Raw genomic sequence first — 17,591 nt, forward strand, 5'->3', positions numbered from 1 at the left:
ATTTTACATTAGCTGTAATCCAATTTATCAATCTCAGTTGTATACAACCGATTGTATACAATCACTTAAAAGTAAATTATTACTTGTAGTTTCGTTTCGAAGAAAAAAATATAAAATCATGGAAAAAAAACATACAGAACAAGTCACAGAATTTCTAGAATCAATGAAAAGAATTGATAAATTCAAAAAGCTAAAACAAGAAAACAGTAGTAATAATTCGTTTAGCGTAAAGCTAAACGTATCTAGTTATAACGAATTAAATTTAATGGTTTCAAGTCTTTTAAAAGCAAGTATTATTTTGCTTAATGATGATGCTAGAAGTCAGGCAACTTTTTCATTTAATGAAGCCGATAATAATGTAATGACTTTGCTTGAAATTGCTTTACAGCTTTTACCAGAAGAAGAAATGGAGTTATTGGATGATTTGCATAAAATTCATTTGCAGTCTGCAACAATTCACGCTAATGAATAGAAAAGTAATGTTTGAGGGACTTTTATTTTCCCGTTTTTAGCTTTGTTATTGGTGGACCAACTACCTTAAAACCATGTTCTTCTTTGAATTTTTCTTGCTGTTCAGCAGTCATGTTTTTCATTTCACCCTGACTCACTTTAGTGAAAAATTCCTCCATTTTTCCGGCAGGCTGAAAAATCATTAAAAGTCTTGCTTCACCTTCTCCCACTTTGGTAAAACTATGCGGTACCATTCGAGGTCCAAAAACACTATCGCCAGTTTTTACCTCGTATGTTTTTTCGCCCACTTTAATTATAAATTCACCTTGCAGAACGTACCACCATTCATCTTGGTTAAAATGATAATGGTGTGGGGGACCGCCCTCTTTTACTCTGGTAGATTCATATACATATAGATCGCCATCGGTATCGTTTGCCGAAATCTTTGTGAGGAATGTGTCGCCATCAAAGAGAGAAATTTTCTTATCAAGACGAGCTTTACCAAAGCCAACCATAAAACCTTTACTTTCTCTAAACTTCTTGATCGTTTTGCCTATAGCATCAATTGGTAAAGCAGCTAAAGCAACTGCTGAAAAACAAACTGAAATGAATTTTTGCCTATTCATAATTTTGATTTTGTTTCTGAGTATTAAACCAGATATTTTCGGTTCAACTAAATTACAAATTAAAATATCATGTGCAAGTAATTTGAAAAATGATTATAGGTTTAACTGTTTATATTTCATTGTTTTACGTTGTGTTTGTCTTTGTAGATTTTTTTATGGATTATGTTCACGAACTGGCTTTACGCTAGCGCGAGCGCCCCGCTCGTGTCAGTACATTATTTCATATTTTATTATAGATATGGCTTACGTTCACGAGCGAGACGCTCGCGCCAGCAGGAGGGGAAGAAATGGAGTTATTTGATGACTTGCATAAGATTCATTTGCAGGCTGATGGAATGTAAGTTTTTCTGTGGCTAGCAACCTTTTTATTTATAATTTTTAAGTAATATCTTTAAATTAGAAATTGCAATTTTGCAATTATGTAAATTTTTCCCCCAAGATTCTCTTAAACTATTTCCCCATTTTTTATTTAATTTAGGGTTATATAAATAATTAGTATTTGCTAAACAAAACTCGTTTGATCTTTTTAATTCAAGAGTATAATTCATTAGATTATCAATAACTCCTTTTGGCGCTTCAGCAAGAAAATTTTTGTTAGATAGTAAATTACTACTCAATTCAAAATTAAATTTCCGATACACAATTCTATCATTATAATTAGGTAAAAAACTGTCTTCAAGAATTACGTTATTTGCAGTAATCTCTACTTTTAAAGCCTTCATTAATCCAAGGAAAGCTTTATGATCATTTGATTGTTCGACTTTTGAATTAATCAATAATGCTATAAGTACTCCAATTGCAGTTGAAGCTAAGCCAAATAGAAATGAAACAAATTGTTCTTTTATAAATTTCCCCATATAATTTATATTTAATAATGACATTTGAAACAACTATAGTACTGATTTATATCCTGCACACAAAGATTAGATACTACGAGCGATTTTTATATTTTATGTAGAGGCGATAATCTTAATATTATAACAAACATGATATTTAATTTAAACATATCAAAGAGTATAAATACCTGATTTTATGATAAAAATCAATTAAATGCGCGCTATTAAAATGTAATTTTTATTAAGATAAGGCAGTTGTTTTGACTTCCGTCCAATTTTATTAGACGGAACTATGCTAAGTTTGACCCAACAAAAAAATCTCGAGACATTACTTTGTTAAAAATTATTAATTAACTTTTTAAAATCAAAATTATGGATTTAGAAAATTTAGATTTAATTGAGCTTAACTCTCAAGAACTGCAAGAAATTAACGGAGGTATTTGGTGGCCTGTAATTTGGTTCGCCGCAGAAACCGTTAATAATATAACTGATTCGTATAACTCATTTAAAGAAGGTTACAATGCAAGTAATAGATAAAGAAAACAGCAAAATTAATATAGAAAATTGTGAACTAATTTATTTGACCGAAGTGGAATTAAATAACACAAATGGCGGTAGTGAATTGTCAAATTGGATATGGTACGGTATTGGTGCTATGATTGGATCGATGAGATACAGTACCGATGAGCAATTTATGCTTACAGCATTAGGTCATTAATAAAAAATTGCAATCCTTATAATTTATTTTGTAAGGATTGCATAAATAAAAAATTATATGACCAATAAAACTATACATCTCCTTTGGATAATTACTACAATTTGTTTTTTATACGTTTTTTTTATAAATACATATTATAGACCATACATTTACAAAAATGAAATCTTAGATTTTGGAATTGCAGATATTGGAAATAATATTGTTATTATTCCTTTTACATATTTTCTAACGTACTTACTTCGAAGAAAGTTTATCTTTTCAGATTTTAAAGATATTTTATTTCAATTTTTAATCTTGAGTGGTTTGGAAGTTTTATCAGTTTTTGTTTCTTACATAGGAACGTTTGATTTTAATGATATAATTGGTTTACTTTTAGGAGCTTTTTTAACTTATATAATAATGCAGAAACTAAATTTACAATAATTAAATAGTGCAGATTTGCAATCTGTGCTTCTGCTGCGCAAATGTCTCTGACTTTGCTCCATTTTTATGATTTGTTTAAAATTAAAAACCTCTTAAAAGTCTCTGACTTTTACCTAATTTGTATCGATGTCTTTTTTAAGATAACTACCTTGTTATAGATAACTATTCTATTACAAAATTCGTAAAAAGTCAGAGACTTTTATCAGATTTATAGTTTTAAGAATATAATAAATTACGCAAAGTCAGAGACATTTGCGTAGCGCTTTGGAAGCAATACTTCGTAGAGCGAAGTAGTTACTGTAATTAATTTTTGCATGATATATTTGTTTAAAATTTTAACTTAATTAATTGTCGAGAACTTAAATTTTAATTGTCAATATTCCCTAGCCAAGACGGACTCTTACCCATTATAATTTGATATTCTTCTAATGTAACATTCTTATGGTTTAGGATAATAGATGTTATTTTTGAATTAGGATTAAACTCTCTTAACATATTTTCTGCATATCTTTTTACTTGATTTGGTTCGTACATTCCAGAACCTGTTACAGTAACAACCTCTGATAAGCCACCGTCAATTATAACGTTAACTTCATCAATATAGTAATGTCTTAGATTTTCCATTTTTTGATCTTTTGAAGGTACTTTAGTTTTATCTATTTGAAATCATTTAGATTATGTTTCAGTCAGTTTATATATTTTTTTATTAATCATCATTTTGACCTGGCCTACTTTCAGTAAGTTGTAAACGATATTTTAAAGATTGATGTGTTCGAAAAGGTCTTTCGATATTCATTTTTAAATTTGGTATACTAGATTGATATTCCCAACGGCCTTGTTTTTTCTGTCCAATTATAGAATTATCAAATAGAAAATTAATATGTTTACGTAAGTCCCCTTCAGTCGAATTAGGAAATTCTAATTTATATTTATTCTCAAATTCGGAATAAGTAAAAGTTTCAACTTGAATTAATTGTAAAACAGAGAATAAATTTTCAATTTCTGGAAACTGATTGGACCATTCATCTATTATTTCATTATATACACTTATTGAAGCATCATATGCAGCATCATATAATTCCGTAGTTGTGTAAAGACCAGTTTTATTTTGTATGTGTTTCTTCCTAATATTGTTAAAATAAATAATAACATCTCTGGGTCTAAAGAATGAACGCCTTGTTATATATTTAAATGGAGGTGTTCCTTGTCTAACAAATGAAGCTTCAAACAAAGAGTCACACTTTTTGCTTAGGTCAAGTTCAACATCATTAGGTTTATATTTTTTTACTCTTTCTAAAAACATAGTATCTAATGAGTCGTTATCCCATGCAATAACAATCGCACTATCTTGATATAACTTATTTTTGTCGTTAAATCTCAATGTTTCATAAATGTCTGTTCTTAGAAATGGAATTACTTTAAGATTTTTTTTCAATGTATCATCAATAGCAATATTTCTACAAACATTGATTAGATTAATAAGAACTTTACTGTATTCATCTATTTCACCACTTAACCAATTCTCATCTAGTTGATCAAGAATTATTAAGAATTTTTTATCACCTACATTGTTTTTAAATATTGTTTCAAAATAAGATAACAGTGTAAAAGCATTTGATCTCAATGTATTTTGTAATTCTTTATTTTCTGCAACATCATCAAATGAAACTTCGCCAACATTAAAGCTTGTTTCGTCAAATTCTAAGCCAGGTCCTGCAAGTTTTTGTATTCTAGCAAGTTTTGAAAATAATACTTCCATAATGCTTGGATCAGGATTTCCGAAAACTTTTGCGATATATTTTTTAGCCCATTTTAATTCTTTTGAAAGACTTTCGGAGTTAATTTCTTTAATTTCAATCAAACGAGATATTAATTTCACGAAAAATAAAAAACGCCAACTTTTTTGATATGCACTTAATTCACCAGCTATTGATTCTTTATATAATTTATGAGCAGGCCAAGGATAATCTTTGAAATTTAAAGATACTACTATATTGTTATTTACATTTTGAGGAATTGATTTTTCGAGATATTTATAAATGGCAGTTTTTCCTGTCCCTTTTCTTCCAAGAAGCAACCAATATTTGCTATTAATTATTTTATCTAACTCTGGAGTCAATAAAAAATACTCTTGCAGCTCTGTATCAGTTTCAGCAGAAACTTCAAATTCTGGTAACCAATCTTTTATGTCTGTCATGTCTTCCATGTTTTTTATTGCTTTAAAATTATAAAATTTTATTATTATAAAATTTTATTTTAATTATCATTTATATATTTGTTTTAGCTCATAAATATAAATTATTATCTAACAAAATTTTACCAAACATAATTCCTTTTATTTCAATAAGCTTACGGAAAACCGTAAATATCTAATAAAAATGATTTCTATGTCTGATAGAAGTGAAAATCCTTTTGTGAAGCTTTAACTGAACAAAAGATTGTAACGTCCCGATGCTTCGGGAGCAGGAAATAGCTTCAAAAAACCATCATAATTCCTCTAAAAAACACCCTTAAAAAACTCAAAAGCTTTATGATAGAATTTTCAACAAAAATTTCGTAAATTTGCACTCCAATAAAAGGAATTAGAAAATGTTAGATAGACTTCAAATAGTAAAACAGCGTTTTGACGAGATTTCAGATTTGATTATCCAGCCGGATGTTATTTCTGATCAAAAGCGTTATGTGCAATTGAATCAAGAGTACAAAAACCTGAAAGCATTGGCTGAAAAGCGTGATGAATATGTGCTTTTGATGGCTAATATAGATGAGGCAAACGAAATTATTGCTGATGGAAGTGATGCAGATATGACCGAAATGGCCAAAATGCAACTAGATGAAGCAAAAGAAAGATTGCCGGAACTTGAGGAAGAAATCAAATTTATGTTGATCCCTAAAGATCCTGAAGATGCTAAAAACGTAATGGTCGAGATTCGTGCCGGAACAGGTGGGGATGAAGCAAGTATTTTTGCCGGAGATTTATTTAGAATGTATACTAAATATTGTGAAAATCAAGGCTGGAGAACTTCGGTTGTTGATATGAACGAAGGAACTTCGGGAGGTTTTAAAGAGGTTATTTTTGAAGTTTCGGGCGAAGATGTTTACGGAACTTTAAAGTTTGAAGCTGGTGTTCACCGTGTACAACGTGTTCCTCAGACTGAAACGCAAGGTCGTGTGCATACATCTGCAGCAACAGTTATGGTTTTACCGGAAGCGGAAGAATTTGATGTTCAAATTGATATGAACGATGTTCGTGTTGATTTCTTCTGTTCATCTGGACCTGGAGGACAATCTGTAAATACTACGAAATCTGCTGTACGTTTAACGCACATTCCTACGGGATTGGTGGCGCAATGTCAGGATCAGAAATCACAGCATAAAAATAAAGATAAAGCTTTGAACGTTTTACGTTCTCGTTTATACGAACAGGAATTGGCTAAGAAAGAGGCAGAAGATGCTACAAAACGTACTTCTCAGGTTAGTTCTGGTGACCGTTCGGCTAAGATTCGTACTTACAACTACGCTCAGGGTCGTGTAACTGATCACAGAGTTGGTTTAACTCTTTACGATTTAGGAAATATCATGAATGGTGATATTCAAAAAATTGTTGCCGAATTACAGTTGGTAAACAATATGGAGAAATTGAAAGAAGCTTCGGAAGTATTTTAATTAAAGTTGCTAAGGTTCTGATTTACTGAGTTGTTAAGTTTTTTACGGAACGAAGTTTAGAGTCACAAAGGATTTCTATATATTAAAAAACAGTCTGTTATACAATGTAAAACAGACTGTTTTTTTGTAGATAAAGATCAAACTTAGCAGCTTAGTCACTTAGTATCTTAAAAGAAAAAAGAGACTGTTTCATATTTGAAACAGTCTCTTTTTTGTAAGGTCAAAATCTAATAACTCAGCTTTTGGCAACTTTGTACCTTTGTACTTTGTATCTCTGAACCTTAAAAATATAGTGTAGGATATTAACTGATTAACCGTTTGTTTATAAAACGTATAATGCGAGTTAGATACCTAGAAATACTCTCGTAAATTCAAAACATTTATATAGATTCGAGTAAACGTATACACCATTTTTTAATACTATTTCGCTTAGCTTTTCCATAATACTTATATTTTTAGTTTAAACAATTACTCTCTAGATGGTTCGTATGGTGATGATTCTTCTTCTGTTTCATCATGAGAAGATTCATGAGGTTTTGAAACTAAATTGGTTATAATTAATTGTAATACTGATCCGAAGATGTTTTTAAACGTCGAATCAGATTTTCCTACTACTAATCTCTTTGCAAGATACCCAATTCCAATACTGATTGCTGATTGTGCCAAATGGCCTTTAAATCCAACTGTTTCATTAATTTCTTCAACCGTATTTCTAATTAGATTTAGCGGTTTTAGATTGTGCTTAATTTCTGCAACTTCATCTTTAATTGCAATCCAGTCCTGTTTTTGTTGCGCCTTTGTTTCAAGAATCATTTGTTCTAATCTGTCAACAGTAAAAATGTTTTCTTTAATGGTTCCCATAACAGTTTAATTTAAAGCTTTGTCAGTTTCGTTTGAATCAGTTTTAGTTTCTTTTAAAATGCTGGAAATAATCATATTTCCAATTGGCGTTTTTATTAGCGAATGCTGAAATTTGTGTAATACAACGGCAACAATCAAATAAAATAACGCCAGTATAAAAAAGCCGTAAGAATACTCTCCAAGCTGTTTTCCAATCCATAAACTTAGCCCGATATTAAGAAACAAAGTAAAAAATGCAACAACAGCGCCAACGGCAATTTTCGATGTTAATGTTGAAAGAACATCTGCTGATGCAGATACCGTTTTAAGTTTGACTAATTCAATACTTGTTCGGGTATAATTTTCAGCTTTTTCAAAAATGTTTTCGTCGTCTCTTGTTGTTGCATTTGTTTCCATGATAAAGGTATTTTATGTTTTAAAAATGTCACTTTTTAGTAGTTCGTTTTTACAGCTTTTACTTCATCTTTAGCATTGTTGAAGTCTTCTTTTACAGAATTGAATTTTGCTTTTCCTTCGTCGATAATATCTTTACCGCTTGAAGTAATTGTGCTTACAATTCCGTCAAATTTACCTTTTAGGTTATCTCCGTAATCTTTTGATTTATCTGATATTTTTTTTCTTGTATTTGAACCTTTATCCGGTGCGAATAAAACTCCTAAAAATGCTCCCGCCGCTGCGGCTCCTAAAATTCCTAAAATTGTGCTACTAGTTTTCATAATATTTGATTTAAATGATTAATATAAAATTGTTATAATTGTTTGATTTTTAAATTTCTCGACCTTTAATAAGTCTGAATAGAATTGCGATAACAGCAATTACTAATAATATGTGAATAATACTTCCGGCGCTGTATACAAAGAACCCAAGAGCCCAAAGAATAACCAGAATCACTGCGATTGTATATAATAAATTTGACATGGTTTTTATTTATTTAATGGTTAATAATTAATTGATTTATTTTTAATTTAATTTGTATGATAAGTATAAACTAAAGTTGCTGTTTTTTGCATCTGGAAACGTATATGTAGTTCCGGCAACAGTTCTTTCTTTACCAATCGTTGTAAGACCATAATTGTAACGTAATCCAACACTTATCGGGCTAAAATCTACTCCAATACCGGCTGCAATACCAGCATCGAATTTGTTTAAGTCATCTGTATCAACATCTTCGTTAAAATCAAAATCTCCACTTCCTGTTACTTTAGAACTTACCAGATATGATGCATAACCACCAGCCTGAACATTAAAGTTTTTAGTAATATTAACTCGTACTAATAAAGGAACTTCGATATAATTTAATTTGAATTTTGCATTTCCTGTTGCAAAAGCATTGTCATATTCTAACTCTGAACCTTTTGTTGTAAACAAAATCTCTGGCTGAATAGCAACAAAATCTGAGATTGGTAATGTGGCATAAACACCGGCATTAAAACCATACAGCATATTTTTGTCAGTTGCTTCATTCTCGTCTGATAAGAAATTTGACATGTTAAATCCTCCTTTAATACCAAACTCTGTGGTAACATTTTCGTCCTGTGCGTGTAACATTCCAAAAGAAGCTGTCATAAAAAGGACCAAGGCGCATAATAAATTTGATTGCATTTTCATAATTGTGATAATTTAGGTTAATAATTGCTCTACAGGCATTTAATTAATTTGTTGTTTAATTTGTTCAGTTTCTCTTAAAAGCTGATACAGTTCCGGCAAATAATGCAATACTAATTTTAAAATCACTTTGTCATTTGTTTTCTTAGAAACAGATTCCAGTGCTTCGATTTGTTCGTTTAATGATTCCAACAAAGAATCCATATAAGCTTTATCAAAACTGACGTCACTGGCATCAATTAATTTGTATAATTCCAGTTTATTGGAGTTATTTATCTCTGTAACAATCACCAGCCTTTTATTGGCTATCTTTGCTACATCCTGTAACAAATTACTTTGGTGATTTTCTATTTTCCTGCTTAATTGCTTAATAATACTTTGTGAAGCTTTTTGCTGAGCAATTTGACTTTTCGAAATAATGACCTTACTTAAATTTGCCGTCGCAATAAAAAAATAAGCTTCCATTTGTTCTTTGTCATTCGTATTAAAAGTTTCATTTTTTAAGGTATTTTCTATCGGATTATTTTTCTTGCACGACGTGGTACAAATGATCAGAAATAAAAAAAATATTCTTAAAAATGTTGCTCTCAACATGGGCACTGCTTTCATTAATTACTTGTTAAAGTATTACATTACAAAGATGCTAACGAATGAAGCGTTTTGCTTTACAGCATAAAAAAGAAACGTTATATAATTCCCATAATGGATTTATATAACGTTTTTTATGTAGTTTTTTAGAGGGTTTACTCGGGTAGAAACACTGTAAATACAGAACCTTTTCCTAAGATGCTGTCTGCAGTAATATGACCTTTATGGTTCTCTACAATCTTCTTACAAATTGCAAGACCAATTCCGGTTCCGGGATAATCTGTTTTAGAATGAAGACGCTGAAATAAAACAAAAATGGTTTCTTTAAATTGAGGATCAAATCCCATTCCGTTATCTGAAAAAGTAATCTTATAAAACTTCTTAATATTTTGTTCTAATAAATCAGGATAATCAGTCGACAGAACTTTTTCAGTTTCAATCGTAATTTCAGGATTTAAATTTGGTTGGTTATACTTTAAAGAATTTCCAATCAGATTAATAAAAAGCTGTTCTATTTGATAAGGAATAACATTAAGCTTTGGTAATTTTGAAGTTGTAATAATTGCTTTTTTCTCGTCAATGATTTCTGTTAATTCAGATTTAGCATTTTCGAATAATTCATTCAAATTTGATTTTATGAATTCTTTTTTCGTAGTATTTGTTCTCGAAAATAAAAGTAAATCGTCTATTAAAACACGCATTCTTTTTGCTGATACTTCAATCTTGGTGATATAATCTTTGGCACTGTCTGATAAAACAGCTTTATCGGCATCTGAAACCCTTGAGATAAAAGTTTGAATTTTCCGAAGCGGTTCCTGCAAATCATGACTTGCAACATGATTAAAAGAAGCAAGTTCCTTATTACTTTTTTCAAGTTCTTTATTACGTTCCTGAAGTTCGATGTTCAATAAATGCTCATCTGTAATATCAAAATTAATTCCGAGCAAAATCTGGCTTCCCTGCTGATCTCTCAATAATTTTCCTGTCGATTTAAAATACCTGATTTCATTATCAGGAAGCAAAATCTTATAATAAATAAAAGGCAATTGTTTATTGTTGACAATACCATCCATAGATTTAGAAACGGCTTCCTTATCATCCGGATGCACAAAATTTAAAAAAGTATCTTTTTCAGGAACAAAAGCATTTGGTTTAAGACCTAATAATCGATACTGATTTTCAGAATAATCGATTTTATTGACATCTAAATCCCATTGCCAGGTACTAAATTTACCAATAACTTCAGATTCTGACATTAATCGCGAAGAAATCAAAAGTTGTTTATTGAATATTTTTAAACGTTTAATGTCTTTGCTGATTTGTCTGTAAGCAAGAATAATAAAAGTTAGGGCTGCTAAAAATAATGAAATGGAGAAAACAGGACTTAAAGAAATTTCCTGAGCATATATTTTTAGTCTTTTTTGCAGGTATTTTTTTTCGATATCATTCATTTCATCAACCTGAAAACGAATATTATCCATTAAAATTCGTCCGCCAAACATATGATTGTCAAGTTTTCTTTTATCATATGTTTGCGGATTGCTGTATTTAAAGCAGTTTTCGAATGAAGTAAAACGCTGCGTAATAAGCTTAAATAATTTTTTAAGATTTTTTTGTTGCTTTGGATTATCAGCTGTAAGCTTTTTTAACGTAATAAATGAAGTGTTTACCTTGTCTCGCGAATAAATATAAGGAGTTAAAAAACGGCCGTTGCGTGTTATTATATAGCCACGCTGACCTGTTTCTGCATCCTTTATCGCTGACATTAATCGCTCTAATTGAATGTTTATTTCATACGTATGCATTACCAATTTACTGGATTCGTTTAAATCCTGGTTGTGTTTGTAAGCAATTGAAGAAAGAAATAACAGAATGAAAACTGCGATTACAAAAATAACTCTCAATGAGTTTGAAGAATTAAACTTGGGTATCCATTTCATTAAGCATTACTATTTTAGGCGCAACAAGAAATTGTCCCGGTTTAAACCAGATGTGTGATAGTGCCAGTTTAATGTCACAACTTCATTAATAATTTTCTTTAAAGTGTTAAAATCACTTGGCTTTTTAATATAAATATTGGCACCTTCAATAAAAGTGTCTTCAATATCTTCTTCTGAAGATGAAGTAGAGTAAATCGCAATAATTATATTTTTAAGATGTTCGGTTTTTTTAATTTCGATCAAACATTCTTTTCCTGTTTTTTTAGGCATGTTCAAATCCAGAAATAAAATATCAGGCAATTTTACATCCGGTTGCATTAAATGTTCCATTAATTGAAGACCATCGTGAACAAACGTAACTTTTGTTTGAACTCTTACTTCTTCAAAGGCATCTTTAAAAAAAAGTCGATCATCTTCATCGTCATCAGCGAGTAAAATGTGTAATGCGTTTTTTTGCATCGAATTAGTGGGTTTTTGGTTTTATATTTTTATTTTAAATTCTCTCTTCTTTTTTTAATAATTCTTTGAAAAGCCGAAGGAGTTATTCCGGTAGTGTTTTTAAACTGGGTACTTAAATGAGCAACACTCGAATAATTAAGTAAAAAAGCAATTTCGGTTAAACTCATTTCATTGACTAGCATCAATTGTTTGGCTCTTTCTATTTTTTGCAAAATGATGAAATTTTCAATAGAAGAATACGTTACTTCCGAAAAAACATTCGATAAATAACCATAACTATGATTTAATTTCTCTGCTAAAAATACAGAACTTTTAAAATTATTATTATCATCCATATAAACCAGTTCAATAATGGCGTCTTTAATTTTTTGAACCAAAACGCTTTTTTGGTTTTCAACAACTTCAAAACCAAATGGGCCTAAATTATTTTTTAAAGCTTCAAGCGCTTCAACACTCAGATTTTCATCTAGTTCAATTTCGCCAAAACCTAATGTGGTAAAATTCATGTTTTGTTCTTCTAATTTTTGTTTTAAAAAAAGAGAACAAATTGTGTTGATGTCAAACTTTATAAATAGTTTCATAGGATTTAAATAGGGTTAAAGATAATTAAATTTTTTGTTGTTTCAGTCAGGTTTGTGTATTTAATAAAAATTGTTAATCAAAAATGGGTCGTTTGCCTAATCAAAAAAATACCGTCTAAGTATAATAATTTAGACGGTATTTTGATTGGGTCAAAAAGGATTACAAATCCGATAACATTTGATGAAACTCTTCTTTAGTTTTACCTAATTTTTGCTGAAGCTTTCCGTACATTTCATCTTCTTTACCTTCAGCATACATCAAATCATCATCTGTAAGATCAGCATATTTTTGTTTTAATTTCCCTTTTAACTCATTCCAATTCCCTTTTATCTCTGTAGTATTCATGATAGTTTTATTTAGTAATTTATAGTATTGTAAAATTGCAAATTAATCCTCCAAACACTGTTATATCTATTTTTTGGATTGTTGTATAATTCACATTTGCCCTTTTTATACCTGATAACGGCGTAAAATCCATGCCATTTTTTCGTGTTGCTGTAATAAACCTGTAATAAAATCAGCAGATCCAATATCATGATTATCGTTTTCAAACACCGGAATATAATCTCTAAATTCAGTAACCAATTGCTCGTGATTCTCTAAAAGTTCTTCCAGCATGTTTTTTTGAGAAGCATATTCTTTTGGAGATTCTTTTAAAGTCGAATTTTCGATAAATTCCTTCATCGTACCAATTGTTTTTTCTCCAAGCTGACTAATGCGTTCTGCAACCTCATCAATATTGTTTTCTAAAACGCGGTATTGATCCTCAAATAATTTATGTAATTCCATGAAACTATTTCCTGAAATATTCCAGTGAAATTTTCTTGTTTTTACATATAAGGTCATTTCGTTAGATAAAATCGTGGCTAATATACTTGTACTCTTCTTTAAATTTTTTGGTGTAATTCCAATATTTGGGCTCATAATCCTTTTATTTAGGTTCAGTTCAAAATTAGAAAAGTAGACAAGTTTATTATTTACATAATTTTTTGAAGATGTTACATGAATTCAATGTTGATTTCTAATTCGTAAACCAATAATATTATTTGTAATTTTGCGCCACTAGCAAAATACAATATGACAACACAACAACTACACGAACAAATTCTTCAAAAAAAATCATTTTTATGCGTTGGTCTTGATCCTGATTTAACTAAAATTCCGCCACATTTATTAGAAACCGAAGATCCTATTTTCGAATTCAATAAAGCCATAATCGATGCGACACACGATTTAACAGTAGGTTATAAACCAAATACTGCTTTTTTTGAAGCTTATGGAATAAAAGGATGGATTTCACTGCAAAAGACGATCAATTACATCAACGAAAATTTTCCCGAAATATTTACCATTGCCGATGCAAAACGAGGAGATATTGGAAACACTTCGAGTATGTATGCAAAAGCTTTTTTAGAAGATTTAAATTTTGATAGTGTAACCGTTGCACCTTATATGGGGAAAGATTCAGTAGAGCCTTTTCTGGCTTTCAAAAATAAACATACTATATTGTTAGCCTTGACTTCAAACGAAGGCGCTTTCGATTTCCAGACTTTAAATACAAACGGAAAAGAATTATACAAACAAGTTTTAGAAACCTCTAAAACCTGGAAAAACAGTCATAATTTAATGTACGTTGTGGGCGCTACAAAAGCAGAATACTTTACAGAAATCAGAAAAATTGTTCCGGACAGTTTTTTATTAGTTCCCGGAATTGGCGCTCAGGGCGGAAGTTTATCTGAAGTTTGCAAATACGGAATGAACGATAAAGTTGGTTTATTGGTAAATTCAGCAAGAGCAATTATATACGCTTCTAAAGGAACAGATTTCGCAGAAAAGGCAAGAGAAGAAGCCTTATCAGTTCAAAAAGAAATGGAAACAATTCTTGATTTAAAGTTTCAGGTTTAGAAAAAGTTTCAAGTTTTCTTTGTTTCATGTTGCTTACTTTGAACATAAGTTTAAACAAAGGTTGCAAAGTTTTTTGCAAAGCCTGAAGTCTGCTATTTTTCCAAAATTTGCATTAGAAACTTTATTGTCCAATAACTTGAAACCTGAAACAAAGAAAACCTGAAACAAAAAAATCAAACTTAAATAATGAAACAACTAATTGATCAGCTCGGTACTTTACATTCATTTGAGACGAATCCAAAACGTATAATTTCGCTTGTTCCTTCTCAAACTGAATTATTGTATGATTTAGGTTTAGAAGAAAAAATCATCGGAATTACTAAGTTTTGTGTGCATCCTTATCATTTTAAATCAACCAAAAAAATTGTTGGAGGAACTAAGAAGATTCATTTTGAGAAAATAAAACTATTACAGCCAGATATTATTATTTGTAATAAAGAAGAAAACACACCCGAAATTGTCGAACAATTAAGTACAATTTGTCCGGTTTGGGTAACCAATATAGTTACTATCGAAGATAATTTCAAAATGATTTCAGACTTTGGTCAACTTTTTAATTGCAGAACCGAAGCTCAAAAATGGAATGACAAACTGACTTTTGCTTTAAGCGATTTCAAAAAATATATTCAGGATATATCCGTTAAAAAAGCCGCTTATTTTATTTGGAAAAATCCATATATGGTTGCAGGAAATGATACGTATATAAATGAGTTATTAAAACTCAATCATTTTGATAATATTTATGAAGATAAAGGTCGTTATCCTGAAATTGAACTCAAAAAAATGCGTATAGAAGGCGATCCGGATTTGGTTTTTCTATCCTCAGAACCATATCCTTTTAAAGAAGAAGATGCTTTTGAAATTGGACGTTTTACGCATCACGCCAAAACTATCTTTGTCGATGGTGAAATGTTCTCCTGGCATGGCAGCCGATTATTAAAGGCTTTTCCATACTTTAAAATACTACACGAAAGATTGAAGAATTAGTTTCAGGTTTTCTTTGTTTCAGGTTTCTTAGCGAACTTTGCGGTAAAAAACTATGTTCAAAGTAAAACAACCTGAAACAAAGAAAACCTGAAACAAATTAGTATAAATAAAGAATGCCGGCATCTCGAAGACGCCGGCATCATTTAACTAACCAAAACCAAAATAATAAATAACCAGTTTATTACATTACAAAGATCCAACATATATGAATCTTTTGCTGTTAAGGTTTTGTTATTACTTTGTTGGACATAAGTTAAGATTTTTTAATACTTCGTTTTGAGGATTCTATTGCGTTAAATAGTATTTGGTTATTAAAATATAATAACAATCAATTTTGTTTATGAATATCGTAGAGATTAGTTTGTATATTTGGTAAAACATTAAATATCAGCAAGATGGAATTAAACAAAAAATTAACAACTGCTACAGGAACTCCTGTCCCAGACAATCAAAACATTCAAACAGCTGGTCCACGTGGGCCTGTTTTATTACAGGATTTTTGGTTTTTAGAAAAGATGGCTCATTTTGATCGTGAGGTAATTCCGGAACGCCGAATGCATGCAAAAGGATCTGGAGCTTATGGAACTTTTACTGTAACTCACGACATCACAAAATACACCAGAGCCGACTTGTTTTCGGAAATAGGAAAGAAGACCGATATGTTTGTTCGTTTTTCGACAGTTGCCGGTGAAAGAGGCGCTGCAGATGCCGAAAGAGACATTCGTGGTTTTGCAATGAAGTTTTATACCAATGAAGGAAATTGGGATTTGGTAGGAAATAATACTCCGGTTTTCTTTTTTCGTGATCCGATGAAATTTCCGGATTTAAATCATGCTGTAAAACGTGATCCAAGAACCAATTTAAGAAGCGCTGATAACAATTGGGATTTTTGGACTTTATTGCCGGAAGCTTTGCATCAGATTACAATTGTAATGAGCGACAGAGGAATTCCGAAAACGTACCGCCAGATGCATGGATTTGGAAGTCATACGTTTAGTTTTTTAAATGCTCAAAACGAAAGACATTATGTGAAATTCCATTTTGTTTCGCAACAAGGCATTGAAAATTTATCAGATGAAGAAGCAGGTTTATTAGTAGGCGGTGACAGAGAAAGCCACCAGAGAGATTTGTATAATGCTATTGAAGAAGGAAATTTCCCGAAATGGAAAATGTTCGTTCAAATCATGACCGAAGAACAGGCTTCAACCTATCGTTTTCATCCTTTTGACTTGACAAAAGTTTGGTTAAAAGGAGATTTTCCACTTATTCCGGTTGGAGAATTCGAACTAAATAAAAATCCTGAAAATTATTTTGCAGAGGTAGAACAAGCCGCTTTTAATCCGGCTCATATTGTTCCGGGAATTAGTTTTTCTCCGGATAAAATGCTTCAGGCACGTTTGTTTTCATACGGAGATGCACATCGTTATCGTTTAGGCGTAAACAATTATCAAATTCCGGTAAACGCATCAAGATGCCCATATAACACTTTTCACAGAGACGGAGCAATGCGTGTAGATGGAAATAACGGAAGCCGTATACATTACGAACCTAATAGTTTTGGCGAATGGCAGGAACAGCCAGAATTTAAAGAACCGCCATTAGCTTTGCACGGCGATGCGTACGCGCATAATTTTAGAGAAGATGATAATGATTATTTTACACAGCCAGGTTTGTTATTCCGTTTGTTAACAGAGGAGAAAAAACAATTATTGTTTAAAAATACAGCAGCACAGGTAGGAGGAGCAAAGAAATTTATTCAGGTTCGCCATATCAGAAACTGTTATAAAGCTGATCCGGCATACGGAACAGGAGTAGCAAATGCGTTAGGTTTAACAATGGACGAAGTAAATAATTTTTCTGATCCAAGATTATTAATCGAAGTGAGATAGGTTTTTTTGAGTTTCAAAGGCTCAGAGTTTCAAAGTCTCAAAGGTTTTTCCTTAAA

22 protein-coding genes are annotated in these 17,591 nt (G+C 30.9%); 7 read left to right on the forward strand and 15 right to left on the reverse strand.

The genetic code is table 11. The features are described 5' to 3' along the window. The first annotated feature begins 118 nt into the window (after positions 1-118). The gene (locus OLM54_RS01295; protein ID WP_264536813.1) at positions 119-472 is read left to right on the forward strand and encodes a hypothetical protein; all 354 of its coding nucleotides are present in this window, start codon (positions 119-121) and stop codon (positions 470-472) included. Between the two features lie 22 nt (positions 473-494). Here OLM54_RS01295 and OLM54_RS01300 read toward each other — a convergent pair whose 3' ends face one another. Then, on the reverse strand, positions 495-1,076 hold the full coding sequence (locus OLM54_RS01300) for a cupin domain-containing protein (protein ID WP_264536814.1): 582 nt from the start codon (positions 1,074-1,076) through the stop codon (positions 495-497). Positions 1,077-1,441: 365 nt separating this feature from the next. Next, positions 1,442-1,933, reverse strand: a complete 492-nt coding sequence (locus OLM54_RS01305) for a hypothetical protein (protein WP_264536815.1) — start codon at positions 1,931-1,933, stop codon at positions 1,442-1,444. 351 nt (positions 1,934-2,284) lie between these two features. Between OLM54_RS01305 and OLM54_RS01310 the strand changes: the two genes are divergently transcribed. Both OLM54_RS01310 and OLM54_RS01315 read left to right on the forward strand, forming a co-directional pair. Further along, on the forward strand, positions 2,285-2,449 hold the full coding sequence (locus tag OLM54_RS01310) for a hypothetical protein (protein WP_264536816.1): 165 nt from the start codon (positions 2,285-2,287) through the stop codon (positions 2,447-2,449). After that, on the forward strand, positions 2,433-2,630 hold the full coding sequence (locus OLM54_RS01315; RefSeq protein ID WP_264536817.1) for a hypothetical protein: 198 nt from the start codon (positions 2,433-2,435) through the stop codon (positions 2,628-2,630). Before OLM54_RS01310 ends, OLM54_RS01315 begins: the two co-directional genes overlap by 17 nt. A gap of 789 nt (positions 2,631-3,419) precedes the next feature. On the opposite strand, the gene OLM54_RS01320 is transcribed toward OLM54_RS01315, so the two are convergent. Then, the gene (locus OLM54_RS01320; RefSeq protein WP_264536818.1) at positions 3,420-3,677 is read right to left on the reverse strand and encodes a hypothetical protein; all 258 of its coding nucleotides are present in this window, start codon (positions 3,675-3,677) and stop codon (positions 3,420-3,422) included. 82 nt (positions 3,678-3,759) lie between these two features. Then, a complete protein-coding gene (locus OLM54_RS01325) occupies positions 3,760-5,250 on the reverse strand; it encodes a P-loop ATPase, Sll1717 family (RefSeq protein ID WP_264536819.1) in 1,491 nt (496 codons plus the stop codon). A gap of 392 nt (positions 5,251-5,642) precedes the next feature. Here OLM54_RS01325 and prfA point away from each other — a divergent pair, with 392 nt between their 5' ends. Next, on the forward strand, positions 5,643-6,719 hold the full coding sequence (gene prfA / locus OLM54_RS01330; protein WP_026981929.1) for a peptide chain release factor 1: 1,077 nt from the start codon (positions 5,643-5,645) through the stop codon (positions 6,717-6,719). 468 nt (positions 6,720-7,187) lie between these two features. On the opposite strand, the gene OLM54_RS01335 is transcribed toward prfA, so the two are convergent. From OLM54_RS01335 to OLM54_RS01385, 11 genes are all read right to left on the reverse strand, one after another. Next, the gene (locus OLM54_RS01335; RefSeq protein WP_264536820.1) at positions 7,188-7,580 is read right to left on the reverse strand and encodes a hypothetical protein; all 393 of its coding nucleotides are present in this window, start codon (positions 7,578-7,580) and stop codon (positions 7,188-7,190) included. A gap of 6 nt (positions 7,581-7,586) precedes the next feature. Then, on the reverse strand, positions 7,587-7,976 hold the full coding sequence (locus OLM54_RS01340) for a phage holin family protein (protein WP_264536821.1): 390 nt from the start codon (positions 7,974-7,976) through the stop codon (positions 7,587-7,589). A gap of 35 nt (positions 7,977-8,011) precedes the next feature. After that, positions 8,012-8,296: a YtxH domain-containing protein gene (locus tag OLM54_RS01345; RefSeq protein WP_264536822.1), complete on the reverse strand. Its 285-nt coding sequence runs from the start codon at positions 8,294-8,296 to the stop codon at positions 8,012-8,014. Between the two features lie 49 nt (positions 8,297-8,345). Continuing rightward, the gene (locus tag OLM54_RS01350; RefSeq protein WP_117590293.1) at positions 8,346-8,498 is read right to left on the reverse strand and encodes a lmo0937 family membrane protein; all 153 of its coding nucleotides are present in this window, start codon (positions 8,496-8,498) and stop codon (positions 8,346-8,348) included. Between the two features lie 42 nt (positions 8,499-8,540). Beyond that, positions 8,541-9,188, reverse strand: coding sequence for a porin family protein (locus tag OLM54_RS01355; RefSeq protein WP_264536823.1), 648 nt, complete (start codon positions 9,186-9,188; stop codon positions 8,541-8,543). Between the two features lie 39 nt (positions 9,189-9,227). After that, the gene (locus OLM54_RS01360; protein ID WP_264536824.1) at positions 9,228-9,794 is read right to left on the reverse strand and encodes a DUF4142 domain-containing protein; all 567 of its coding nucleotides are present in this window, start codon (positions 9,792-9,794) and stop codon (positions 9,228-9,230) included. A 134-nt stretch (positions 9,795-9,928) separates the two neighbouring features. Beyond that, positions 9,929-11,713: a CHASE3 domain-containing protein gene (locus tag OLM54_RS01365; protein WP_264536825.1), complete on the reverse strand. Its 1,785-nt coding sequence runs from the start codon at positions 11,711-11,713 to the stop codon at positions 9,929-9,931. A gap of 9 nt (positions 11,714-11,722) precedes the next feature. Continuing rightward, entirely contained in the window at positions 11,723-12,172 is a 450-nt protein-coding gene (locus OLM54_RS01370; RefSeq protein ID WP_042566325.1) for a response regulator, read from the reverse strand. Between the two features lie 29 nt (positions 12,173-12,201). Further along, complete coding sequence (locus OLM54_RS01375; RefSeq protein WP_264536826.1) at positions 12,202-12,753, reverse strand: helix-turn-helix domain-containing protein; 552 nt, start codon at positions 12,751-12,753, stop codon at positions 12,202-12,204. Between the two features lie 160 nt (positions 12,754-12,913). Continuing rightward, positions 12,914-13,099, reverse strand: coding sequence for a CsbD family protein (locus tag OLM54_RS01380; protein ID WP_042566323.1), 186 nt, complete (start codon positions 13,097-13,099; stop codon positions 12,914-12,916). A gap of 105 nt (positions 13,100-13,204) precedes the next feature. Further along, positions 13,205-13,678, reverse strand: a complete 474-nt coding sequence (locus tag OLM54_RS01385) for a Dps family protein (protein WP_264536827.1) — start codon at positions 13,676-13,678, stop codon at positions 13,205-13,207. Between the two features lie 153 nt (positions 13,679-13,831). On the opposite strand from OLM54_RS01385, the gene pyrF reads away from it, so the two are divergent. From pyrF to OLM54_RS01400, 3 genes are all read left to right on the forward strand, one after another. Continuing rightward, complete coding sequence (gene pyrF / locus OLM54_RS01390) at positions 13,832-14,659, forward strand: orotidine-5'-phosphate decarboxylase (RefSeq protein ID WP_264536828.1); 828 nt, start codon at positions 13,832-13,834, stop codon at positions 14,657-14,659. 186 nt (positions 14,660-14,845) lie between these two features. Next, a complete protein-coding gene (locus OLM54_RS01395; protein WP_264536829.1) occupies positions 14,846-15,646 on the forward strand; it encodes an ABC transporter substrate-binding protein in 801 nt (266 codons plus the stop codon). 395 nt (positions 15,647-16,041) lie between these two features. After that, on the forward strand, positions 16,042-17,535 hold the full coding sequence (locus tag OLM54_RS01400) for a catalase (RefSeq protein ID WP_264536830.1): 1,494 nt from the start codon (positions 16,042-16,044) through the stop codon (positions 17,533-17,535). Positions 17,536-17,591: the final 56 nt, after the last annotated feature.

Source organism: Flavobacterium sp. N1736, from assembly GCF_025947065.1.
Lineage (GTDB): Bacteria > Bacteroidota > Bacteroidia > Flavobacteriales > Flavobacteriaceae > Flavobacterium.